Here is a 23,390-nt window from a genome sequence, read left to right as displayed (position 1 = left end):
ATGAGTAAAGAAGCTATGTCAGATACGGAATCGTTAATTTTTAATCAGCGCGATGATTATGCCTGGTTTTTACCACTCACTACACGCTGGATGGATAATGATATTTACGGGCATATCAATAACGTCCACTACTATTCTTATTTTGACACTATCGCTAATACGTTTTTGATTCGTGAATGCAGTTTGGATATTCGCAAGGGTAAGGTTATAGGTTATATCGTACATTCAGAATGTTTTTATAAAAATGGATTGACGTTTCCGGATGAATTAGTTGGCGGGCTGCGGGTCAATCGCATCGGCACCAGCTCTGTGCAATATGGTTTGGCACTGTTTAAGCAGGGGCAGCAGCAGGCAAGTGCTTATGGCTCCTTTACCCATGTTTTTGTCGATCGTGAAACCGAACGGCCAGTGCCGATTGCGGGAGATTTAAAAAACGGACTGCTGAGTTTGCGGCCGCAATAATTGAATAGTTTTGTTGTTCACGATGCACTGACAGGATAGAGAATATGAGTTCAATAAAAATACCACGCCATGCAGACCATGATTACACTTATGCGGCTGCCGATGAACGTCGTCAGTTTATTCAAAATCAAACCGGGGCTGATTTAAGTCACACCAGTCAGTATTCATTTGATCCGGCCATATTGCCCGGCAATATTGAAAACTTTACCGGAGTCGTGCAGATGCCGTTGGGATTTGCCGGGCCGTTATTAGTCAATGGCGAACATGCCAGCGGTGATTTTTATGTGCCCATGGCCACTACAGAAGGAACACTGGTGGCGAGTTATAGTCGGGGCATGGGATTAACGCGAGCGGCAGGTGGTGTCAAAACGACAGTGGTTGATGATGCGATGCAACGCTCACCGGTGTTTGCGTTTGAAGATGCGCGCGGTGCCCGGGATTTTGCACTGTGGGTGACAGAAAATTTTGCAGGCATTAAAGCCGCTGCAGAAACGACTACCAGCAGTGGCAAGCTGCGCAATATTGAACAGTACCCCGCCAGTCGCATGTTGTACTTGCGTTTCAATTTTACTACCGGCGATGCCGCTGGACAGAACATGTGCGGTAAGGCCGCCTATACGGCGTGCCAGTGGATTATTGCTAATTATCAGGGACAGATGTCGCACTATTTTTTATCCGGCAATATGGATACCGATAAAAAACATTCACAACTAAATACCTTGCATAGCCGTGGTAAGCGAGTGATTGCGGAGGTGACGTTGCCACGTGCATTGCTGTTGGAAAAAATGCGCACCACGCCAGAAAAAATGTATGCAGCGCGGCGCACTTCGCAATTAGGTGGGTTGATGGCGGGGGCGGTGCACAATGGTGTACATACAGCAAACGGTATTGCGTCGGTGTTTATTGCCACTGGTCAGGACGAAGCCAATGTAGCTGAATCGCACGCCAGTTTGGTCTATGCCGAAATCACCCCGGCAGGGGATTATTATTATTCAGTTACGTTGCCGTCGCTGATTGTGGCGACTTATGGTGGAGGAACCGGCTTGGCAACGCAAAAAGAATGTTTACAGGTGATGGATTGTTATGGCGCCGGTAAAGTCAGAAAGCTGGCGGAAATTATCGCCGCCACCATTTTGTGTGGTGAGGTGTCGCTGGGGGCGGCGGTGGTGTCAGAAGAGTGGGTGAGCAGTCACGATGAGTTAGGTAGAAACCGTCCTTGAGTCGAATGGCACTTGTTTGAGAGTTTGTTGCCATTATTACGGTTTTTTGACCTAAGCATCAGCATTGCACCGTCTAGCAGGCAGTGATGATAGTTTCCTGAAAGGGAGTGGGGTTCCGGCCGCTCAGGGTGCTGTCATTGCTTTTCGCGGTTTTAGGAAAGAAATATCAGAAAACGAAAAGTAAAATTAAGTGGCGCCACTGATCTATTTTGTTAGATTTCGAAAAAATAATAGGAGTATGTCGATGAATAAGACGGTGGGTTTAAAAAAAGAGCGATTAATTTTTGGAGTTTTTTTACTGATATTTATTGTGCTACTGGAACTGGTGCTGCATTACTTGCAGTTGCCAGCGTGGCCCGCTTTTATGGTGATGATCTTTTTTTTCGAGGCGCATATGGATAAATCCCGCGCACAACAACTTATTGTGGGCGGTGTGACCGGGGTGGCTTGTTATGTGTTGACGAAGCAGTTTGTCGAGCTGACCGGGCCATTGTTAGGTGTCTGGATGGCGCGATTGATGTTTATTTGTCTGGTGGTCTATGCGATTGTCGCGCTGGGCGAAATCCTGCCGCTGGTATTTAATAATTATGCTTTTATGTTTTTTTTAGTGAGCGGTTTGGCGGCGAACGCAGCGGGAGTAACACCGGCGCCATTGACCTGGATGTTGGTGACACTGGTTGGTGGTGCTGTGGTTATTGGAGGCATACTGGCGATTGGTCAGCTGATGGCCAGACTAGCAACACCACAAAATTAATAACCGTTGTTTAACGGTTGTGCCGATATATACAGTGAGCTGTATATATCGGCACTGGTGTTAATCCCGGCCAAAAAATTCGGCGGGCAATGTCATTAGGTTTTCCGACCCTGAGCGGACACCGGCAGCAAGACTTAAAGTGCGTGGCAAGAGGCGCTCAAAATAAAACCGGGCGGTGGATAATTTAGCCTGATAAAAATCGGCGTCGTCGCTGTCATGACTGAGTGCGGTAGCCGCCGTGCTAGCACTTTGTGCCCAGAAGTAAGCCAGCGTGGTATAGCCTGCAATCATTAAATAATCGTAGGCCGCAGCGCCGACAGCGTTTGCATCCTGTTGAGCTGATACGCCGAGTTCTCGGGTTAACTCCAGCCACAATTCCAGCGCGTCACTGAGTTGTTTAATCCAGGGTAAAACCTGTTCTGGATGTTGTTGCTTGCACAGCGCCTGAATGTGTTCGATAAACGGCGCCATCACGCTGCCTTTACTGGCCAAAATTTTCCGGCCCAATAAATCGAGTGCCTGAATGCCGTTAGTGCCTTCATAAATCGCGGTAATGCGGGTATCCCGGTACTCCTGTTCCATGCCCCACTCGCGAATAAAACCGTGGCCCCCTAGCACTTGCACACCATAACTGGCGGCCTCCATGCTCATTTCTGTTAGGAAGCCTTTAGCGATGGGGGTTAATAACGCCAGTTCGGTTTCAGCGCGTTGTCGTTGCTTGGCATCAGCGCTGGCGTGGGCGATATCCATTAATTGTGCGCAGTAATAAGTGAGTAAGCGGCCGCCTTCAGCAAACGCTTTTTGGGTGAGTAACATACGGCGCACATCGGGGTGCACGATGATTGGATCGGCAGCTTGTTCCGGCAGCGCGCGAATCGGTGCGCGCATTTGCAACCGCTCGCGGGCATAACGCAATGCCCCCTGAAATGAAGACTCAATATGGCCGTGACCTTGTTGCGCTACGCCTAAGCGCGATTCATTGATAAAGGTAAACATACAGCTCATACCCTTATTGGGCGGGCTGATTAAAAACCCTTGTGCATTATCAAAATTGATTACGCAGGTGGCATTGCCGTTAATGCCCATTTTATGCTCGATAGAGCCGCAGCTAACGCCATTGCTTTGCGCTGTGCTGCCGTCGGCTTCAACCCATATTTTAGGCACCACAAAGAGCGAAATCCCTTTGACGCCGGCTGGTGCATCCGGCAGTCGTGCTAATACGATATGCACAATATTATCGACCAGATCGTGTTCACCGGCGGAGATAAATATTTTGCTGCCGCTAATGGCGTAAGTACCATCGGTGTTGGGGCTGGCTTTTGTGCGCAGCAAGCCCAGATCGGAACCACAGTGCGATTCCGTTAGGCACATGGTGCCCGACCAAAGGCCTTCTACCATTTTAGGCAAGTAACGCTGTTTGAGTTCTTCCGGTGCATGTGCGGTCAGTGTTTTTATCGCACCCCAGGTGAGGCTGGGGTACATCGACCAGGAATGATTGGCGCTGCAAAGCATTTCATAGAACACCGCATTCAATGATGAGGGTAAGCCCTGGCCACCATACTCTATTTGCTGCGATAAACCGGGCCAGCCACCTTCGATAAATTGTTCATAAGCCGATTTAAATCCGTCGGGTGTACTCACCTTACCGTCCTGCCATTGGCAACCTTGTTCATCACCGCTGCGGTTGAGCGGGCTGATGACTTGTTCGCTGAACTTGGCGGCCTCGGCAAAGATTGCGTTGACTAATTCCGGGGTAGCTTCTTCTGCGCCGGGTAAGTTTTGATAATGCTGTTCAAAACCGAGCACTTCATTTAACGCAAATTGAATGTCGCGCAGTGGGGCTTTGTATTCGGGCATGGTGTTCTCCGGGAGTATTTTGCAAATCGTTTGCCGTTAATGCTGGCCGTGTTTAGCGGTGGAATGTCAGGCGACTTCAAATAATCCAGCCGCACCCATGCCGCCACCGACACACATGGAAATCACCACATATTTTGCACCGCGTCGTTTGCCTTCTATTAAAGCGTGGCCGACTTGTCTGGAACCGGTCATGCCGTAGGGGTGACCTATGGAGATGGCGCCGCCGTTGACATTGTAAATATCGGGATTAATGCCCAGTTGATCGCGGCAGTACAAGGCCTGACAGGCAAAGGCTTCGTTTAATTCCCACAGGCCGATATCGCTAATGCGCAGTCCGTGTTGTTTCAGTAGCTTTGGAATGGCATACATGGGGCCAATGCCCATTTCTTCCGGAGCGTTACCGGCGACCATCATGCCGCGATAAATCCCCAGTGGTTGCAGGCCGCGTTGCTCTGCCAGTTTGCTGTCCATTAATACACAAGCGGAGGCGCCGTCGGAAAGTTGGCTGGCGTTACCGGCAGTGATTGAGCCACCTTCAATCACCGGCATGAGTGTTTGTAAACTTTCCAGTGTGGTCGAGGGGCGGTTGCCTTCGTCTTGCGATAAGGTGACTTCCTGGTAGCTAACGGTTTTATTCTCTTTGTCGAAGATGGCTTGAGTGGTAGTGATCGGCGCGATTTCCTCGTCGAATTTTGCCGCCGCCTGTGCCGCTGCGGTACGTTGTTGTGACAGTAACGCATAGCGATCCTGTGCCTCGCGACTGATGTTAAATTTATTGGCGACATTTTCTGCGGTGAGCAGCATTGGCATGTAAGCGTGTTCAGCATGCAGTAATACGTTGGGGTCCTGAGTATCGGAACAGGATTCGAAATACGTTTGTTGTACAGCGGAAATATTATCGTGGCCACCGGCAACGACAATCTGCATACCGTCAACCATAATTTGTTTAGCGGCAGTAGCGATAGCCATTAAGCCGGAGGAACATTGGCGATCAATGGTTTGGCCTGAGGCAGTGTTTGGTAAACCAGCCGCAAGGGCGGACATGCGAGCGACATTCATGCCGGAAGTACCCATGGTGAGCACCGCACCAATTATAACGTCGTCAATTTCAGCGCCGTCAATGCCGGATCGAGCGACTGCGTGTTGAATCGCGTGGCCTTGTAACGTTGGCGATTTGATATTGTTTAATGCCCCTTTAAATGCGCGGCCAATAGGGGTACGGGCAGTTGAGACGATAACGGCTTCTTTCATGTTCTTTCCTGAGTGTGTATAGCTGAGTAATTATCGATTGAATCAAGCAACGAATGGATTAATGGGTTTTGTAGCTAATTTTTTAACAAGGGATGTAGCTTAAAAGATCTTCTCATCGTCGTTTCATTTGTAAGGATTCTAAGAAGTTCGCAAATTCAAACAATTACGATTTCAGCCATAGTGACTTACAAAAAACGCCGTTTGGAATTAAGCGGTTGCTGTCTTGGTAGTATCAAATGGTTAAATGCGGTGGTCAGATCATGCTGCGAGCGGGCTTATAAGCGTAAAAGAGAGATGAATTAACAGCAGGCGTGTATTTTGATTGTGCTTGTCCTTTAGCTTGCCAGGCTTTAATTGACCCAATCACAGCACCTGTTGATGGTAGCTGCTGCGGCAGATATCCCCATGTATAGAATAATGCCTCTCTTAATTCAGCTGAGTGACATTAAAGGACTACTAAATTTTTCTCACTTTCGGCGTTGGAGACTAATTAACTTTAAAGACCAAGACTTTCATAAAGTAGTGATAACTTTAAAGGGGGCGAAATTATGTAGACTTTTTATGGTTGGCAGTGGAATTTGGAAGTCTTTGCCGGTTGTATTTTATTAACTTTAATAAATATCCGCAGGGTATTGCTGAATTCATTGTACTGATATGCCAGTATATTGAAGATAGGGCTCCAGGTGATCTGCGTTATTGCTGGTGGAAAAATTGTTACTGCTTGCGTGCTGCGATTTTGCTAATGTGCTGCAGATTAAAAAGGTTTACATGCGCTGCTAGCAAGCGGGTTTAGCTGGCAGGCCACAGTGATAAATATGCATCAGGAGCGTGATTGCTAGCTAACTGTACCAGACGCCCGATAAAGGCTGGAGAAAGTTTACGTGAAACTTAAAGATAAAATTATTGTTGTTACTGGTGGACTGGGCTCACTCGGTCGCGCTGTTTCTAAAGCGGCCGCGCAGGTCGACGCGACCGTTATTGCTGTTGATATGGTCAATGGTGAACCTGAAGCGGGGGTAGAGCGTTCACCGGCGCTGGATTTGGGCGATGCCACAGCTACTGCAGCTGGGTTGACTGCGATAGCAGAAAAATATGGTCGTATTGATGCCTTGGTTAATATCGCCGGCGGCTTCCGCTGGGAAACCATTGCTGACGGCTCCATTGAAACCTGGGATTTGTTATATCAAATGAATGTGCGTACGGCGGTTAATGCTAGCCGCGGTGCGCTGCCGTATTTTCCTGCTGGCGGTGGCCGCATTGTCAATATTAGCGCAGCTGGTGCGGTGAAAGCTGATATCGGCATGGGTGCTTACGCGGCTTCCAAATCGGGTGTTGCTAGATTTACCGAAGCGCTGGCAGAGGAGTTGAAGTCTCGAGATATTACTGTCAACGCGTTATTGCCCAGTGTCATCGATACCCAGCCAAATAGGAATGATATGCCGGATGCAGATTTTTCCACTTGGGTTACGCCGGAAGCGTTGGCGGCGGTGATCCTGTTTTTGTTGAGCGAGCAGGCAGCAGTTATTACTGGCGCGCTTATCCCTGTGACTGGGCGCGTTTAAAAAGTGAGGGGAAATTGTCTCTGGAATAGTGGCAATGGGTGATACAACAAGTCGCTTCGTGCGTATCCAAGCTTAGATCATTGGGTGATAACTCTTTCTGTTAGGATTTACGCTCCCGGCAGTGTTAATAAGGGCTTGATTGAGCCAATGGTAGCAGGCTTTGTAGCCATGTCCGTTGTTTATTGCGGTTTTAAACACTACAGTCACTGCGTTAACAAAATACATGTACCAGATGGGAAAGATTTATACGGTATGCACTGTTAGTATGTCCGCTACTCTACTTTCGATACGCGTTTTAAATATTAAGAAGGCAATAACCCTGATATGAGTCGTTTAACCACCATTGAGATTTCCAAGCAGTATTTAAGCTTTGCTGCTGCGCATTTTACTATTTTTTCGGCCACCGATAGAGAGCGTTTACACGGCCATAATTATCGGCTTAGTGCCACATTTCAGGCGCCAGTGGGCCCCAATGGAATGACCTTTGATTACAATGTATTTAAAAATAAATTAAAAGACATTTGCATTGGGCTTGATGAATATTTGTTGCTGCCGGCGCAATCTCCTTATTTAAATATTACAGCGGTAGATAATAATTTCGTGGTGAAATTTGGTGATGAGGTAATGACTTTTTTGCAGTCAGATACCCTGCTGCTACCTATTCTGAATACTACTGTCGAAGAATATTCAGACTATATTCTGGGTGTATTGAGAGACTCTTCAGCGGTTGAGATTGATCAATATGGCATTAGCAGAATTTCCGTGCGAGTAGGTTCAGGTGATGGGCAATCAGGTTCAGCTGATTGGTCTAAAAGTGACGCTACACCATAAAGCTTTTGGTCGTCTTGCTTGATATCAAGCGGTTAATGATCGACGAACGGAGTAGAGCGCCTATAATTACAACTTGTTGCTAAAATATTAACCGTGTTTGCTATGAGTTTATAAGGCATTTATGTTGCGAATAGTGATGTACTTGAAAAGACTGATTCCGGTGTATTGGCTGACGATGCTGGTATTGGTCTTGTTGTCAGTAAGCAGTTTGGCTAACTCGGCTGAGCAGGTAGTTTTACAACTCAAGTGGAAGCATCAATTTCAATTTGCCGGTTTTTATGCGGCGCAAAAACAAGGTTATTTTGCTGAAGAGGGCCTGGATGTAGAAATCCGCGAAATAGACCAGAGCCATAGTCCTATTTCCACGGTTTTAAATGGAGAGGCACAGTACGGTGTTGCCGATTCCAGTCTGGTTTTGGAGCGTTTGAAAGGTGAGCCGCTAGTTATTGTCGCCGCGTTGTTTCAGCACTCTCCTTTAGTGTTACTGACTCTCGAATCCTCCAATATCCTCAGTCCGCTAGAGTTAAAAGGCAAGCGGGTGATGTACCGGAAAAATACAGACGATGCTGTCCTGGTGGCTATGTTTCATGAGCTGGGATTGAAAGACAGCGAACATACCCAGTTGGCACAAACGTTCAAGGAAGAGGCCTTGCTGGATGGTACCGCTGATGCCATTTCAGCTTATAGCACTAATCAACCTTATTATTTTCAGTTGCGCGATATCCCCATCAATATAATATCCCCAGCAAATTACGGCATCGATTTTTATGGCGATATGTTGTTTGTCAGGGAAGATTATTTGCTCGAAAATAAAGAGCAGGTGTTAGCATTTCGTCGCGCCACTTTAAAAGGTTGGGCTTATGCCATCAGTCATCAACAGGAAATAGTGCAATGGATGATTGATGAGTTAGGGGTAGAAAAAGAGCCATCACATTTGCTCTATGAGGCTGAGCGGACCGCGCGCTTGATTCAGTCCGAGATGGTAGAGCTTGGTTATTTCAGTGTTAATCGGTTATCAAGAATCGCTACTATTTATAAGGAGCTCGGTCTAGCCCCCAAGGATGGTGAGATTAGTGGCATCGATTACGTAGATTATTATCGCGAAAGTAATGATGGTAAGCATTGGCTGTCAGTTATTGGTGTTGGTTTACTCATTTTTGCGGCCTTAGCCCTGGTGTTGTGGGTTATTAATTTACGATTAAAAGCGGAAGTGTCTATTCGCACCAATGAGCTGGAGAATGCCAGTCAAGATCGTGATGATTATTTAGGTTTAATCGATCGCTACGTAATGGCAGCAACTTTTAATGAAGATGGACATTTTGAAAAAGTTTCTGCGGCATTTTGTCAGATCACCGGTTATACGCAGGAGGAATTGCTTAATCAGCATTATAAGTTTTTGTGGGCGCCCGAAATGCACCTTCAGCAGCAATTAACGAAATTAGATGCTGATTCCGAGGGTGAAACCTACTCCGGGGAAATGTTATATCTGAGTAAATCGGGGCAGGATGTCTGGGTTGATTGCGAAGTGGTGATTAACAGGAATAGCAACAATACCTTGAAAGGATTTACTGTTGTTTATGTCGATATAACTGATAAGAAGAAAATTGAGGTTTTGTCAGTCACTGATACTCTGACCGGTTTGGCAAATCGTCGGCACCTGGATGAGAGCATTTATGGATGTCTGGATGTTGCTAATCGCTACGGACGCACTTTCTCAATAGTGCTTTTTGATTTGGATCATTTTAAGCAAGTAAATGATACCTATGGACATCTTATTGGTGATCAGATTCTTAAAATTATCGGCAGCATATTGCGGCAAAACACCCGTAATGTGGATTTATCTGGTCGCTGGGGTGGTGAAGAATTTCTTCTCATTTGTCCAGAAACAGAAGTCAATGCAGCAGCAACCTTAGCTGAGTTGTTGCGCACAATAATTGTTCAATATGAATTTCCGGGAGCTAGTCGTCAAACCTGTTCGTTTGGGGTGGCGCAGTGGGTGCAGGGTGATAGTAGTGAAACATTGTTGAGTCGCGCCGATAAAGCGCTTTACGCTGCTAAAGATCAAGGGCGTAACCGTGTTGTCATCGGTTAAGAGGTTCGTTGTGATAATGATGACGTCTTCGGGTGATGTATCACCGCCATTTACGCGCCTAAAAAGTATCTTCTCGTTGATTATTATTGCTTATGTTCTGGGCGTGTTTTTCCCATTCAAATTTAGGTAGATCACGAAACCCCGCTTTTAGTGTTTCATCCCAGGAGCGTTTTATTTCGTGCAAATAAGCGTTATCAGCTTCCATTTTTACCTGATGACTGCTGTCAAAGCTGTTGGTTTCATAGACCAGCACTTCAATTGGGGGGCCAACCGTGGCGTTGGATCGAATGGTAGAGTCCATTGAAACTATGGCGCAGCGCGCGGCATCTTCCAGTGAAGTGGACCGGGTCAGGATTCGATCGAGGATCGGCTTGCCATATTTGCTTTCCCCGATTTGTAAAAAAGGTGTTTCCGCAGAGTCGGAAATAAAATTCCCAGCCGAATAAATGAGAAATAAGCGGTGTCGCCCTCCACTTATCTGGCCGCCAAAAATAATCGAAGCGGAAGTATCGATGCCGCTGCCTTCGGTAGCTTCAAAGGCCATAGTTTGTTCGCGACGACTAACTTCGGTAACGTATTGGGCGGCATCGTTTATTTTATTGCAGGTAAGCAGGTTTCTAGGCGCTGCGTCTTCAATATCCTGAGTAATTCTTTCAACGATAGCTTGAGTAGTAGCAAGGTTTCCTGCGGTTAGCAGGCAAAAGATACGATCATTGGCCGGTTGGAAGGTGTGCATTTTGCTATAGGATGACAGCATATCTGGACCGGCATTGGTACGCGAGTCAGAACAGAATACCAATCCATCATTGGTGGCAATGGCAACACAATAGGTCATGTTATATCTCAATAGTGGAGACGTTTAGAAGCTTGCACTCTACCTGAACTGTTCGATGTAGGGAATATATCAGTTGCAGCGGGGGTGATTCTTTGCGGGGTGGAAGGGCGCATGCTGAGGGTTGATAACCTACTCAGGTTTAAATAGAGTTCGATCGACGTTGTATTTGAGCTGGTTTACTGTTCTCGCAAGTTTTTCATAGTTTTAAGCCTGTTATTTGGCTTGGTAAATATATCTGTTGTGTAAACAGCGCGGTCTTAACACTGGATTGCTGTCAAACATGCGCTGGTTCTAGTAGAGTTTACTCGGCAAGGTGGACCAGCGATTCAGTATCGTGAAAGTTTACTCATGAGGCAGCTAGATGGCGTTTAAAGTTGGCAATATTAATCACACACAAAAATTAATGAATAGCGTGGGAGCAGCGCTGGCTACGCTGTTATTTTGTGTAAATGCTGCAATAGCTGAAATCATCACGGTTAAAGTGTTAGATCAGGACGGCAACCCTGTGGAAAACGCTGTGCTTAGTTCTAATGGGAGGGCCCGCTGCAGGATAAGCAGTCTGGCGCTATTATGGATCAGGTTGGCAAGCAGTTTCTTCCGCATCTTTTGGTTATTCAAAAAGGTCAGACTGTTACTTTTCCGAATAGTGACAATATTCGACATCATATCTACAGTTTTTCACAACCAAAACCATTTGAAATTCGTATGTTCAAAGGGGGCGAATTTAAAACCATAGCATTTGACAAGCCTGGTATCGTGGTGCTTGGCTGTAATATCCATGATCAAATGATTGGCTATATATATGTAGCTGACACTGAGTTGACTGCAGTGACTGACAGCAATGGTCTGGCGACGATCGAGGCTGCAACCGAGTTGACTCTATGGCATTCCAGATTGTCTGCCAATCATGTTGAGCGTGTTACTGTTGGCCTGCCAGCAATTGTGCCGCAGAATCATACCGTTAGTTTAAACTTGCTACCTGAAAAAAAGGCTAAGCCGGAGCGTAAATTTGGTAGTAAGTTTGGCGAGCGAGGGAATTAAACTTGGCGGCTAAGTCTCTTACTCAAAGTATCTTCCGGTTGGTAGCCGGTGTTGTATTGCTGACCGCATTGACCATTATTATTAATGTGTGGATGGCTGCGATTAATCAAGCTCAGGAGCGGTTGGATCGCAGCCTTGAGGTTGCGCAAAATGTGTTAGAACAGTCGCTGAATAATCGTGAGAAGTTACTGATTAACTCGGCAGGTGTGTTGACCGATGATTTTGGTTTTAAGCAAGCAGTAGCTACTGCCGATGTTGGTACTATAGAAAGTGCTTTACTCAATCATGGAGAACGTATTAATGCGGATTTAATGGCATTAATTTCACTTGATGGAAAAAACATCACTAGTTCACCGCCGTTACTTGCGGTTGATGAAGTCTTTAGCTATCCCGAATTGCTTCGCTCGGTGTTTAAAAACGGTGGCGCTTCAGCTTTAATTTTGCTGCATCAAGAGTTGTATCAGGTCATTATGCTGTCGGTCGATGCGCCGGCCCCTTTAGCTATCGCCTTGGTTGGGTTTAAGCTTGATGACGCTCTGATCACTCAGCTAAAAAATATTTCTCAACTCGAAACAACAATACAGGTGCTAGAGGATAATACGTCGATATTTTCGATCAGCACACTGAACGATAAGCAGATGGACGTTGCTATTTCTCAATTGAACTCTACGTTGGATTGGTTTTCATCAACCTTTTCCAGTGATGTGAATTTTGCTTCGCGACAGTTTCAGCTTGCTAATGAATTTGGTTATCAAACCAATATTATTTTGTCGGAAGATGTAGATAAGTTATTTTCAGATTTTAATGCTCTACAGTTAACTATTGGGTTGATTGCCTTTGCTGCTGTGCTGTTGGCTGTATGGCTGGCAGCTTTATTTTCTAATAAGCTGGCTCGGCCATTGGTGAGACTGGCCGAATTGGCAAAAAATATATCACAGGGAGACTATAGTAAACGTATTACTTTGGAGGGAAGCACTGAAGAAGTGAGTCAACTGTCATCCGCATTTAATTCGATGCAAACGAATATTCGTGTTCGTGAGGAAGAAATTGTTTTTCGTGCCCAGCATGATATTTTGACGTCGGTGTTTAATCGCTATCATATTGAAACGGTATTGGATGAAAAATTTTTGTTAGCGTCACCTTTTCTTGCGATTGGTATCAATATTTTTGGTTTTCGTGATATCAATGATATTTTTGGTTATAGCAATGGTGATTTGTGTTTGAAAGAATTGGCGAAGCGGGTCGCAAGTTTTGATGGCTTGGCGGCGCGTTTAACCGGTGGTGAATTGCTGTGGGTGCCGAACCAGGAATTATCGCTAGAAGATATCGCTGCAGTGAAGAAAGTTTTGGAACTCCCCATTGATACTGGTGAAGTAGTAATAAATTTAAAGGTGGTAATGGGCTTATTGTACTGTCCGTCAGACGCTGGCAGCGCCGAAGAGCTATTTAGGCGAATGAATATTGTGCTGGATGAATCGCAGGCAACCAAGCAATTAACCCTTAACTACAGTCAGCAGTTAGAAGAGCGTTATTTGCGGCGGCTGTCTATCATCACTGAGTTAAAAAATACGTTGAAGTCTGCGCAGCACGAGTTGAATTTGTACTACCAGCCCAAGTTAAATTTAACTACGGGTAAGGTCACTAGTGCCGAAGCATTAATTCGCTGGAATAATGCCAGATTGGGATTTGTCTCGCCTGAGGACTTTATTGCCATTGCCGAGCAAGCAGGGTTTATTGAGACCGTCACTCAGTGGGTAATCCGGAGTGCTATTGAGGATGCTGCCAAATTTAAACAAGCCGGTATTCAACTGTGTATTGCAATTAACTTATCCGCTAGAGATGTAATGAATACCGAGCTGTTGCCCTATGTCATGGCTTTGTTAAAAGAGTTTCAGCTCGACGAAAGTTACTTGTCCTTTGAAATAACCGAGGGGGATTTGGTTAGGGATCCACAGCGGGCGATAGAGCATCTTAATGAATTTCGTGCTAAGGGTTTCTCTCTCGCTATTGATGATTTTGGTACGGGTTACTCTTCAATGGCCTATTTAAAAAACCTCCCCATCAATATATTGAAGGTGGACAAAAGTTTTGTGCTTAATTTGAACACTAATCGTGGTGACCAGAATATTGTGCAGTCAGTCATTAAGCTCGCCCATAGTTTTAATTTGTCAGTGGTGGCTGAAGGTGTTGAAAATCCGGAAACTTTAGCTTTATTGTCAGAATGGGGATGCGAATATGCGCAGGGTTACTATATGTCGAAACCTGTTCCGGTTGAGGACTGTATCCTCTGGCATTTGGAAAACCAAAATACTAAATGGTGCTAACAATTATGAAGAATTATTGTGCTCGGTTGTTGCTGATGAGTATGGCGTTGATATCCAGTGCTTTTGCCGCTGAAGGAAAACTGATTGGTACGGCAGGTTTGACGCAGCTTGAGGGCAGTGGCGGCGGTGGTATCGTTCCCTGGGCGACATTGGCGGGTTATGACAGTCGTGACGAAATTTCGGTAATGACAGTTGCGACCCAGGTTAATGTGGATGATTATCGGTTGAATGTATTGGGTGCGAGCGCGTCTTTTTATGATCGTATTGAAGTCAGTGTTGCGCAACATCGGTTTGATTTAAAAACGTTGGGCGGTGATATCAAGCAAAATATTATCGGTGTTAAGTATCGTATTTACGGTGATGTGGTTTACTCCGATTGGCCGCAAATCAGTGCTGGCCTGCAATACAAACGCTTACAGGATGAGGCGATTGCTACGGCTGTAGGTGCTGAAAACCACAGTAGTGGCACGGATTTTTATATCGCTGCAACCAAGGTTCATTTAGGTGCAATAGGGGGTTATAACGCGGTATGGAATGTTACAGCCAGGGCAACCAAAGCGAATGAAATGGGTTTGCTCGGCTTTGGCGGCCCGGAAAATAATGATTATGAAATGATGTTTGAAGGCTCGGCAGGTATTTTATTCAGTCGTCATTGGGTGGTGGGGGTCGAGTACCGTCAAAAGCCGGATAATCTAGGTTTGAAAGAGGATGACTGGAAGGATTTTTTCGTTAGCTATATTCCCAGCAAAGATTTTAGTTTGACGCTGGCGTGGGCAGATTTGGGCACTATTGCCGGTGCTGAAGCGCAGGAGGGTGTGTACCTTTCGTTCAATGGGCAGTTGTGGTGAGCATAAATGAGAGGTAATACTGCAATGATCAAAGTTATAGCTTTTATGTGTATTTTGATAGTGACTGGTTGCGCGACTACTAAGCAGAGTACGTTTGAGCAAGTTGGCGGGATGCCAAAAATCGAAGAGATTGTCGATAACTTCATTACTGAAATTGAACGTGACCCTATTATGTTTGAGTTTTTTAAAGATTCAAATATCGACAGGTTTAGAGAAAAGCTGATTGAGCATATGTGTTATTTAACCGGTGGTCAGTGTGAATATACCGGTGACAGCATGGAGCAGGTACATGGTGGTATGAATATTACGGAAAGTTATTTCAATCACAGTGTCGACCTGTTTATAAACGCCATGAATAAAGCCGGTATTCCGCACCCCGTGCAAAACAAAGTGCTGGCGGTGTTGGCGCCGACACGAAAAGAGATGCTTTATTTGTAGTTTGCAGCGTTTGTTGTTGGGCTAGAATTATTTAGTTTTAGACTTTGGTACTGTCCAAGCTGTGTTTAATTTTAATTAATTGTTTTTCAATCGCTGGGCCTTGCTCAAGTGTCAGGCCGGTAGCGAGAATATCAATAATCGTCAAAATAATTATGCGGGTGGTCATAGGCACATAAATAGTCGTGTCCTCCAATTCATTGCCGGAGGTAATGGTGATGTCGGCTAGCTGTGCCAAGTGTGTCCGGATTGGTGATAGCAATGATCTTGGCATTGTTTTGTTTGGTGATTTCTGCCACTTCAATCATCGATTGCGTACGACCTGTAAATGAAAATATCAATACCGCAGTATCTTTATTGGCGGAAGCAGCAGCCATGCTCTGCATCTATTAATACTAACTATGTGCGTGTTGAATTAAGAGAAATGTTGCGTCGAGGCAATACCTCTTTTAGTACTCAGGGTGTTGGTAAAAATAATTGGGTATTTGGCAGCTCGCCAGCAGCTGCCAGAGCTGCCGCTGGTGGGGTAGATGGTCGACTATTTGCAACCCTGGCAGTTAATCGTGTTACCAGTACCGGTGATAGTGGGCAGATAGGTCGAATTATTATTGGCCAGATACATGCCAATGATGATGAGCTGGTTCGCTTGTATTATCGAAAGTTACCGGCCAATAGTAAGGGCGCAATTTATATTGCCCATGAAAAAATTGGTGGTGAAGAAGATTATTTTGAATTAGTGGGCAGTCGATCAAACTCTGCCAGTAGCCCTGCAGAGGGTATCGCACTGGATGAAAAATTCAGTTACGAAATTAAAGTGATTGGTCGCCATTTAAAAGTCAGTTTGTTGCGGCCCAAGCGTGATCCCATTATTCAGTATGTGGATATGAGTGACAGTGGTTATGATGCGCCAGGTCAGTATCAGTATTTTAAGGCAGGGTTATACCATGTTAATAATACCGCGGATGTCAGTGATTATGCACAGGTGACTTTTTATCAGTCAGAGAATAGCCATGACTAAGCTGTCTTGCTTCCTAAGGGGTTGGTGTATGCTCAGGTAGATGTCGGGTAAATTGACAGAGGGAATCTTCAGGCGGAGTGGGTGGAGGCGTAACCCGTTGATGCTTAAAGATATCGGTATTATGGTGCGATTTTTGCAATTACTATATGATGTGAAAAATAATAAAATTTTTTTAGATCATTCCACATAATATCCTTTGCCATTATAAATGCTTTGGTACGAGATATTATCCATGAATATAATAATTTATATTGGTAATTTTCATGAAACTATTTAAGTTGTTGTTAATGATGTTTGGCCTTGTTGTCAGTCAAATGGCTAGTGCTCAAATCAATATGGCGCTATTGGGCGATAGTATTATTGATGATTACCTTGGGCCATCAGACTTTATTGGCACCAATACTAATTTGGCTGCAGGTAGTTTTGGCCAGATATTGGCGGAGACCCGAGGGTCGCAGATAAATTTCGGTAGCTACCGAGCGCCTACAAATAATAGTGCAGATGCTTGGGATTCTATTCGCAACTTTGGTTACGAATATAACTGGGCTACCGCTGGTGCTACGGCATCACCTCAGGATATTAATCTTGATTTTAATGGCAGGCTGGTTTCAAGCCAGCCAGGTGTTATTGACCCTATGGAGGATTACGTATCATTGCCAGTGGCATCAAATTTAGGGGTGCAGGTGGCGGGTCTTACGCCATCAATTACTGCTGGTGATGTTGATACGGTGGTGATAAGTGTCGGTCCGAATGACTTTTTCTATCACACCAATGTTATTGATACAGTGGATGGTGGTTTATATCCTGCTTATGACGGGCAAATTGATGAGGCCTTCACAAATTTAGTAGCAGATTCGATATTGTCGAGTATCGATGAACTGCAAGCGGCCGGAGATGTTGATATTGTTCTCGGTTTATTGGCAACAATACCTACTATGACTCAGGCGGAAATTGATGGTGTCGGTGTCGTAAATGCGAGACTGTTAACTGAAGCTGCGGCAAAAGGTGTTGTCGTTCTGGATCTTATTGAGTGGACCGTGTCGGGAGAGAATGTTGATCCAATAACCGGTGATGTCACCATTGGGAATGTTGTTGTGGAGTATGGGTCAGTGGCTGATAGAAACACAGATCTTGGTGTTGAAGGTGATGGCGTATTTTGTAATTTTGAAGGTGAGTGCCCTTTGGATTCTCATGCCACCAAATATTTATCTGAAGATGGTATGCATCTAAATACGCTAATGCAAGGCATGCTGGCGAATGAAATTATTACCGCGCTAAATAGTAATTTCGGTCATAATATCGAACTGTTGTCTGATAATGAGTTGTTAAGTTTGGTCGGTGTTTCCCAGGTACCTATTCCTGCTGCCGCTTGGTTGTTTGGTTCTGCTTTGTTGATGTTGGTGGGTAGAAAGCGCTATAAGGTGTAAATAATTATTTAATTCTTTTTCGTCCTCTGCAATAAAATTTCCGCTTTTCAATAAAAAGCCTCAACATCGGTTGGGGCTTTTTTATTGCTCAAAATACCTAGTGAAAATAAATAAAATCTACATTTTTGTACTGTCTAAACTGTGTTTTATTTTTATTAATTGCTCTTCAATCGCTGGGCCTTTTTCTAATGTAAGGCCAGTAGCGAGAATATCAATAATCGTCAAAATAATAATGCGGGTGGTCATCGGTACATAGATAGTAGTGTCTTCCAACTCGTTGCCTGAGGTGATAGTGATGTCGGCCAGTTTGGCCAGAGGTGAATCCGGATTAGTAATAGTAATCAGCTTGGCATTATTTTGTTTGGCAATTTCGGCAACTTCTACCATGGATTGAGTGCGACCAGTAAATGAAAATATTAATACCGCCGTATCTTTGTTAGCAGAAGCTGCAGCCATTCGTTGCATGAGGTTGTCTTCGTAGGCTACTGTAGGAATACCTAGCCGAAACAGTTTGTGCTGTGCATCTTTAGCAATAGCAGCAGCGCCTCCCATCCCAAAAATTTCTATACGTTTTGATTTTGCCAGAGCTTTTACTGCTTGCTGAATAACTGTGGGGTTTATTTTTCCGCGAATATATTCCAGGGCAGCTTGATTTGCGTTGATGCGTTTTTCAATATAGGTCGCGGCATCATCGCCTTTGGACACGGCTTCACTGATAAAAGAGGTGGTGCTAACCAGGCTTTTTGCTAATTGCACTTTGAAGTCGGGAAAACTGCTACAGCCAAGGGTGCGGCAAAATCGCGAAATCATGGGATCGCTGACCTCGGCCCGTCGAGCCAGTTCGGCGGTAGTGCTATTCACGATGGCTTCAGGGTCATGCAATATCGCTTGAGCAATACGGCTTTCGGCCTTGCTCAATGTAGGTAGTGCGTGCTGAAGCTGACTTAAGATGCTCATAAATCCCCTGGCTCGTAGTGCTGTAGTCTTATCATGATACTGGGTTAATTGAATTAACTTGCTGATTTGCTGGCGGATTATGCCGGATATGCATTAAAAGTCCTATCTTTGCAGGGTTTAATGCAAAATTACACTAACTACAGCAGTTAATTTAATTACATTGGCTGTTCCTGTTTTGTTGAAATTACGGCATAATGCGTAACTTAATTAAATTATTATGTAATTCAATTCACAGGTGAGAATGATGGCAATTCGAGTAGCAATCAATGGGTATGGTCGTATTGGACGTAATATCTTGCGGGCCTTATACGAATCCGATTATCGGCAATCTATTCAGTTAGTTGCCATCAATGACTTGGGCGACACTAAATTTAATGCCCATTTAACCAAATACGACTCGGTGCATGGCCGGTTTCCAGGTACGGTTGAATTTAACGACAGCACTATGATTATCAATGGCGATGAGATCGCTACGTTTTCTGAGCGTGACCCCGGCAAATTACCTTGGGCTGATCTAGATGTTGATGTGGTCTACGAATGCACCGGTTTTTTTACCAGTCGCAGCAAAGCTCATGCACATATCGACGCTGGTGCTAAAAAAGTGATTATCTCAGCGCCGGCTGCTGATGCCGATGCCACGGTTGTCTATGGTGTCAATCAACAGGTCTTAACCGCCGACAGCCAAATTATTTCCAATGCTTCATGTACGACTAACTGTTTGGCGCCAGTAGCAAAAGTATTGAACGATGGTATTGGTATTGAGCTGGGTTCAATGACCACTATTCATGCATTCACTAATGATCAAAACCTCCACGATGTGTATCACAGCGATATTTATCGCGCGCGTGCCGCGGGTAAATCAATGATTCCAACCAAAACGGGCGCTGCGCAAGCGGTGGGTTTAGTGTTGCCTGAGCTGTCAGGGAAATTGGATGGCATGGCAGTACGGGTGCCTACTGCCAATGTTTCTTTAGTTGATTTTAATTTTTTAGCGAGTCGCGATACCTGCGTTGAAGAAGTTAACCAGCTAATCAAAAAGGCTGCGACTACGGCGATGCAGGGGGTACTGGAGTATAACATCGAGCCGTTGGTATCGATTGATTTTAATCATCAACCTGCGTCTTCCACCTTTGATGCAACACAAACTCGCGTCAATGGCCGTCTGGTAAAAGTGATGGCCTGGTATGACAATGAATGGGGGTTTTCAAACCGTATGCTTGATAATACATTGGCCTTGATGGCTGTTAGTCAATCAAGTGCTTCCTGCGCCGCATGATCAGACGAACCAAAATAGTTGCTACCTTAGGTCCTGCAACAGACAAACCGGAAGTATTGCAGCGCTTGATCAAAGCAGGGGTCAATGTTGTAAGGCTAAATTTTTCTCACGGTAAAGCTGAAGATCATATTTTACGTGCTACTCAAGTGCGTGAGCTAGCTGCAAAAAGTGGACGTACAGTAGCAATACTGGGCGATTTGCAGGGGCCAAAAATTCGTATCGCTCAATTTAAAGATGGGCCAATAGTGTTAGCGGTTGGTGATCGATTTATGCTGGATGCCAGTCTGGAAAAAACTGCAGGTGATCAGCAGCAAGTCGGTTTGGATTATTCGTCATTACCTGCTGAAGTCAGTGCCGGAGATCGTTTATTGCTGGATGATGGGCGCGTGGTATTGCAAGTAGAGCAGGTGAGTGGTTCAAAAATTGAAACCTCAGTCGTTGTTGCCGGTAAGCTCTCAAACAATAAAGGGATAAATCGTGAAGGCGGCGGTTTATCCGCAGGTGCGCTGACACCAAAGGATTATCGTGATATTGAATTAGCGGCCACTATTGGCGTGGATTACTTAGCGGTTTCTTTTGTTCGTAGCCCTGATGATTTACACGAGGCGCGAGAAGCTTATCAGCGTGCCGGTGGCAATGTGGGTATTGTGGCAAAAATCGAGCGCGCCGAAGCGGTGGCGGATAATACTTTGCTTGACGATATTATCAGAGCCTCTGATGTAGTGATGGTGGCGCGCGGTGATTTAGGTGTTGAAATCGGTGATGCGGCATTGATCGCTGTACAAAAACATTTGATTTCCCGTTCGCGTGCGTTGCAAAAAGTGGTCATTACCGCAACGCAAATGATGGAATCAATGATTGATAGCCCGCTGCCAACCAGAGCGGAAGTTTTTGATGTCGCCAATGCTGTATTGGATGGAACTGACGCAGTGATGTTGTCAGGCGAGACTGCCGCAGGCGGTTTTCCGGTTGAGGCTGTAGAGGCAATGGATCGCATCATTATGGGTGCTGAGTGTCATCCGCAATCCCATGTGTCAGAACATCGCCTGCATGAAAACTTTAGTGCGGCAGATGAGTCGGTAGCGATGGCAGCGATGTATACCGCTAATCACCTAACGGGTGTTAAAGCAATTATTAGTCTGACTGAAACTGGCAATACGCCGTTGTTAATGTCGCGAATTAGTTCGCTGATTCCCATCTTCGCGTTTACCCGCAGCCCCAAAGCTGAAAATCGAGTCGCGCTGTATCGCGGTGTGGTACCAGTTACCTATAATATTGCCGAAGTACCCTCAGAGCAGGTTAACCAAAGTGTGATTGATGAATTATTACAGCGCGGTGAAGTGGCTGAAGGGGATTGGGTGATTATCTCTAAAGGCGATTTTAATAATGTACATGGCGGCACCAATACCATGAAGATTATTAAAGTGGGTGCGGCAGTTAGTTAATCTTTTCAAATGAGGTGCTTGCTGCACCTCGACTCTTTTTAATGCGTTTCCTCAAGTTGCCGGAACGCATTGTAAGCGAACAAACCTTTGTTATTTCCTGAGTACTGCAGCCATAAATCCACAAGATGTCATTGGCTTTCAGTATTTTGAATATAGCGTGCCCACCAAAAGCACACTTGAGTGATAAAGGTTTTCTATTCAGTTAATAGCTTAGGCTAGACTTATAATCCCCATTAATGGCGTGCCTCACTCGGGTGCCTGCCATGTGGCGCACCTCGGTGTTTGTCCAGCAAGTGTGGAGCAGAGTGCATAAAGATCACTTATATATCGATAAATATTAATATTGAAATATATTGATATGGTTATTTTTCGGTGATATGGTGACTGCCGTCGACGTTAATGCAGGCCGTCCCTACCCGCCACGGATTATGAATGGTTCGATTGCCAGTCAGATATTGGCGTAGGAACAGGGTGACTACATAAAAGTCGCAGTTGAAGTCGTTGAAACCGAATTTTGATGAATACTACTAAATTACTTAATAGTGCTGTTCCACAGCGGCGCAGTTTACGTTGCATTGGATAGTATCGTGGGGGAGAGATGTATATAAATTTTTGGTATCCCATTGTTGTAGAAAAAGAGCTAGTAGAAGAGCCTGTAAGAGTAGAAGTGTTAGGGGTAAAACTTGCTGTGTTTCGTGATGATATTGGTCGCCCAGCGGTTATTGCTGATACCTGTAGCCATCGTGGTGGTTCACTGGGCAAGGGGGTAGTCAAAAACGGCGCTATTGTTTGTCCTTATCATGGTTGGTCCTATAACAGTGCGGGTGAGTGTGTTGATATTCCAACCATGGCTGTTGGCGATCAAAAAATTCCTGCCAGAGCAAAAGTCGATAGTTATCCGACAGAAGTTAAGTACGGTATCGTATTTGCATTTTTGGGTGACTTGCCAGCCGAGCAGCGACCGCCGATCGCGTGGGATGCCCCTGAGTGTGATGATCCTGAATGGCGTGCCTGCGAAATCAAGGTATTTGATGTTGATTACTATTATGAACGTTCAGTCGAGAATGGTTTGGACCCGGCTCATAATGAATTTGTCCATCCCAACCAGGGAGCACCAACACCCACACGTGATTGGGTTAAAGATCCGATTGACATAGTCAAAGAAGATTTTGCCAGTCACTTCACCTTGAGTTTTTTGCGACAAAACAAAGGCTTGTTAGGTAATGACGCCGGCGCAGAAATAAAGGACGGTGACAGTGAAATGATCATAGCCGGTTCGGGACATCTAGGGCCCAACTCGGTGGTTACCTGGATCTCTCCGCAGGTAGGTCAGGATTTCCGTCAATATTTCTTTGAAGCACCAATCAGTGACAAAAAAACCAGAATATTCTTTCTAACAACGCGCAGTTATATGATTGATCCTGATTTTGATGAAGACATCATGGAAGTCAATATGCAGATTGCTTTAGAGGATGTGGATGTTGTTAAAGAAATTGATCCCATCCGTACGCCGGATAGCAATATCAAAGAAGTGTTGATTGCTACTGATGCGCCCATTCTTAGTTATCGTGAATACTTAAAGCTTTGGAAGGATAAGGGCTGGAAAATTGATTGGAAAAAAATGCAGCAATTGAAAGGCGATGTAGCGTTGGCTATCCCTTCGCCAGCTAGAAGAAATGCAAAAGGGTGGGTGCTGGATGCTGTGCCTTTAATTGATCCTAATCACAATCGTTCTGTGAATGAAAATTAAATTTT

21 protein-coding genes are annotated in these 23,390 nt (G+C 45.1%); 15 read left to right on the top strand and 6 right to left on the bottom strand.

Going from position 1 to position 23,390, the window contains the following annotated elements; translation table 11 throughout:
- The 3 genes from UNITIG_RS09095 (at window position 1) to UNITIG_RS09085 (ending at window position 2,436) form a co-directional block, all read left to right on the top strand.
- Complete coding sequence (locus tag UNITIG_RS09095; RefSeq protein WP_235015328.1) at window positions 1-462, top strand: thioesterase family protein; 462 nt, start codon at window positions 1-3, stop codon at window positions 460-462.
- Window positions 463-506: 44 nt separating this feature from the next.
- Window positions 507-1,682 (top strand): hydroxymethylglutaryl-CoA reductase, encoded by a 1,176-nt coding sequence (locus UNITIG_RS09090; protein WP_101758095.1) that lies wholly within the window; start codon window positions 507-509, stop codon window positions 1,680-1,682.
- Between the two features lie 244 nt (window positions 1,683-1,926).
- Window positions 1,927-2,436, top strand: coding sequence for a hypothetical protein (locus UNITIG_RS09085; RefSeq protein ID WP_101758094.1), 510 nt, complete (start codon window positions 1,927-1,929; stop codon window positions 2,434-2,436).
- Window positions 2,437-2,496: 60 nt separating this feature from the next.
- On the opposite strand, the gene UNITIG_RS09080 is transcribed toward UNITIG_RS09085, so the two are convergent.
- Together UNITIG_RS09080 and UNITIG_RS09075 are read right to left on the bottom strand one after the other, a co-directional pair.
- Entirely contained in the window at window positions 2,497-4,293 is a 1,797-nt protein-coding gene (locus UNITIG_RS09080) for an acyl-CoA dehydrogenase C-terminal domain-containing protein (RefSeq protein WP_101758093.1), read from the bottom strand.
- 66 nt (window positions 4,294-4,359) lie between these two features.
- Window positions 4,360-5,544, bottom strand: coding sequence for an acetyl-CoA C-acyltransferase (locus UNITIG_RS09075; protein ID WP_101758092.1), 1,185 nt, complete (start codon window positions 5,542-5,544; stop codon window positions 4,360-4,362).
- Between the two features lie 881 nt (window positions 5,545-6,425).
- Between UNITIG_RS09075 and UNITIG_RS09065 the strand changes: the two genes are divergently transcribed.
- The 3 genes from UNITIG_RS09065 to UNITIG_RS09055 all read left to right on the top strand — a co-directional run bounded on the left by UNITIG_RS09065 (window position 6,426) and on the right by UNITIG_RS09055 (window position 10,029).
- Window positions 6,426-7,106: an SDR family NAD(P)-dependent oxidoreductase gene (locus UNITIG_RS09065; RefSeq protein WP_101758090.1), complete on the top strand. Its 681-nt coding sequence runs from the start codon at window positions 6,426-6,428 to the stop codon at window positions 7,104-7,106.
- Window positions 7,107-7,430: 324 nt separating this feature from the next.
- On the top strand, window positions 7,431-7,937 hold the full coding sequence (locus UNITIG_RS09060; RefSeq protein WP_101758089.1) for a 6-carboxytetrahydropterin synthase: 507 nt from the start codon (window positions 7,431-7,433) through the stop codon (window positions 7,935-7,937).
- A 142-nt stretch (window positions 7,938-8,079) separates the two neighbouring features.
- On the top strand, window positions 8,080-10,029 hold the full coding sequence (locus UNITIG_RS09055) for an ABC transporter substrate-binding protein (protein ID WP_235015327.1): 1,950 nt from the start codon (window positions 8,080-8,082) through the stop codon (window positions 10,027-10,029).
- Window positions 10,030-10,087: 58 nt separating this feature from the next.
- Here the strand turns inward: UNITIG_RS09055 and UNITIG_RS09050 are convergent, their stop codons facing one another.
- Window positions 10,088-10,864, bottom strand: a complete 777-nt coding sequence (locus UNITIG_RS09050) for a peptidase (RefSeq protein WP_101758087.1) — start codon at window positions 10,862-10,864, stop codon at window positions 10,088-10,090.
- Between the two features lie 570 nt (window positions 10,865-11,434).
- Here UNITIG_RS09050 and UNITIG_RS09045 point away from each other — a divergent pair.
- From UNITIG_RS09045 to UNITIG_RS09030, 4 genes are read left to right on the top strand one after another with little or no spacing between them, the layout of a single operon-like run.
- Window positions 11,435-11,905: a methylamine utilization protein gene (locus tag UNITIG_RS09045; RefSeq protein WP_101758086.1), complete on the top strand. Its 471-nt coding sequence runs from the start codon at window positions 11,435-11,437 to the stop codon at window positions 11,903-11,905.
- 2 nt (window positions 11,906-11,907) lie between these two features.
- On the top strand, window positions 11,908-14,229 hold the full coding sequence (locus UNITIG_RS09040) for an EAL domain-containing protein (protein ID WP_101758085.1): 2,322 nt from the start codon (window positions 11,908-11,910) through the stop codon (window positions 14,227-14,229).
- 5 nt (window positions 14,230-14,234) lie between these two features.
- Window positions 14,235-15,077, top strand: a complete 843-nt coding sequence (locus tag UNITIG_RS09035; RefSeq protein ID WP_101759231.1) for a DUF3034 family protein — start codon at window positions 14,235-14,237, stop codon at window positions 15,075-15,077.
- Between the two features lie 24 nt (window positions 15,078-15,101).
- Window positions 15,102-15,515, top strand: a complete 414-nt coding sequence (locus UNITIG_RS09030) for a group 1 truncated hemoglobin (RefSeq protein ID WP_200821239.1) — start codon at window positions 15,102-15,104, stop codon at window positions 15,513-15,515.
- Window positions 15,516-15,552: 37 nt separating this feature from the next.
- Here the strand turns inward: UNITIG_RS09030 and UNITIG_RS24240 are convergent, their stop codons facing one another.
- Window positions 15,553-15,750 carry a hypothetical protein gene (locus UNITIG_RS24240; RefSeq protein ID WP_235015326.1) on the bottom strand — a complete coding sequence of 66 codons (198 nt, stop codon included), beginning with the start codon at window positions 15,748-15,750 and terminating at the stop codon, window positions 15,553-15,555.
- Window positions 15,710-15,889 (bottom strand): SIS domain-containing protein, encoded by a 180-nt coding sequence (locus tag UNITIG_RS24235; RefSeq protein ID WP_235015325.1) that lies wholly within the window; start codon window positions 15,887-15,889, stop codon window positions 15,710-15,712. Before UNITIG_RS24235 ends, UNITIG_RS24240 begins: the two co-directional genes overlap by 41 nt.
- Between UNITIG_RS24235 and UNITIG_RS09020 the strand changes: the two genes are divergently transcribed.
- Window positions 15,841-16,530: a polysaccharide lyase family 7 protein gene (locus UNITIG_RS09020; protein ID WP_101758083.1), complete on the top strand. Its 690-nt coding sequence runs from the start codon at window positions 15,841-15,843 to the stop codon at window positions 16,528-16,530. The genes UNITIG_RS24235 and UNITIG_RS09020 overlap by 49 nt on opposite strands.
- A gap of 263 nt (window positions 16,531-16,793) precedes the next feature.
- Window positions 16,794-17,957 carry a hypothetical protein gene (locus UNITIG_RS09015; RefSeq protein ID WP_101758082.1) on the top strand — a complete coding sequence of 388 codons (1,164 nt, stop codon included), beginning with the start codon at window positions 16,794-16,796 and terminating at the stop codon, window positions 17,955-17,957.
- Between the two features lie 117 nt (window positions 17,958-18,074).
- Here UNITIG_RS09015 and hexR read toward each other — a convergent pair whose 3' ends face one another.
- Complete coding sequence (gene hexR, locus UNITIG_RS09010; RefSeq protein WP_101758081.1) at window positions 18,075-18,914, bottom strand: transcriptional regulator HexR; 840 nt, start codon at window positions 18,912-18,914, stop codon at window positions 18,075-18,077.
- Window positions 18,915-19,158: 244 nt separating this feature from the next.
- Here hexR and gap point away from each other — a divergent pair, with 244 nt between their 5' ends.
- From gap to UNITIG_RS08995, 3 genes are all read left to right on the top strand, one after another.
- The gene (gene gap / locus UNITIG_RS09005) at window positions 19,159-20,190 is read left to right on the top strand and encodes a type I glyceraldehyde-3-phosphate dehydrogenase (RefSeq protein ID WP_101758080.1); all 1,032 of its coding nucleotides are present in this window, start codon (window positions 19,159-19,161) and stop codon (window positions 20,188-20,190) included.
- Window positions 20,187-21,635: a pyruvate kinase gene (gene pyk, locus UNITIG_RS09000; protein WP_101758079.1), complete on the top strand. Its 1,449-nt coding sequence runs from the start codon at window positions 20,187-20,189 to the stop codon at window positions 21,633-21,635. Before gap ends, pyk begins: the two co-directional genes overlap by 4 nt.
- A gap of 598 nt (window positions 21,636-22,233) precedes the next feature.
- Window positions 22,234-23,385, top strand: coding sequence for an aromatic ring-hydroxylating dioxygenase subunit alpha (locus tag UNITIG_RS08995; protein ID WP_101758078.1), 1,152 nt, complete (start codon window positions 22,234-22,236; stop codon window positions 23,383-23,385).
- Window positions 23,386-23,390 lie beyond the last annotated feature (5 nt).

The sequence above is a fragment of the Oceanicoccus sp. KOV_DT_Chl genome (genome assembly GCF_900120175.1).
GTDB lineage: Bacteria > Pseudomonadota > Gammaproteobacteria > Pseudomonadales > Dasaniaceae > Oceanicoccus.
This window is presented reverse-complemented; position numbering and strand designations above follow the sequence as displayed.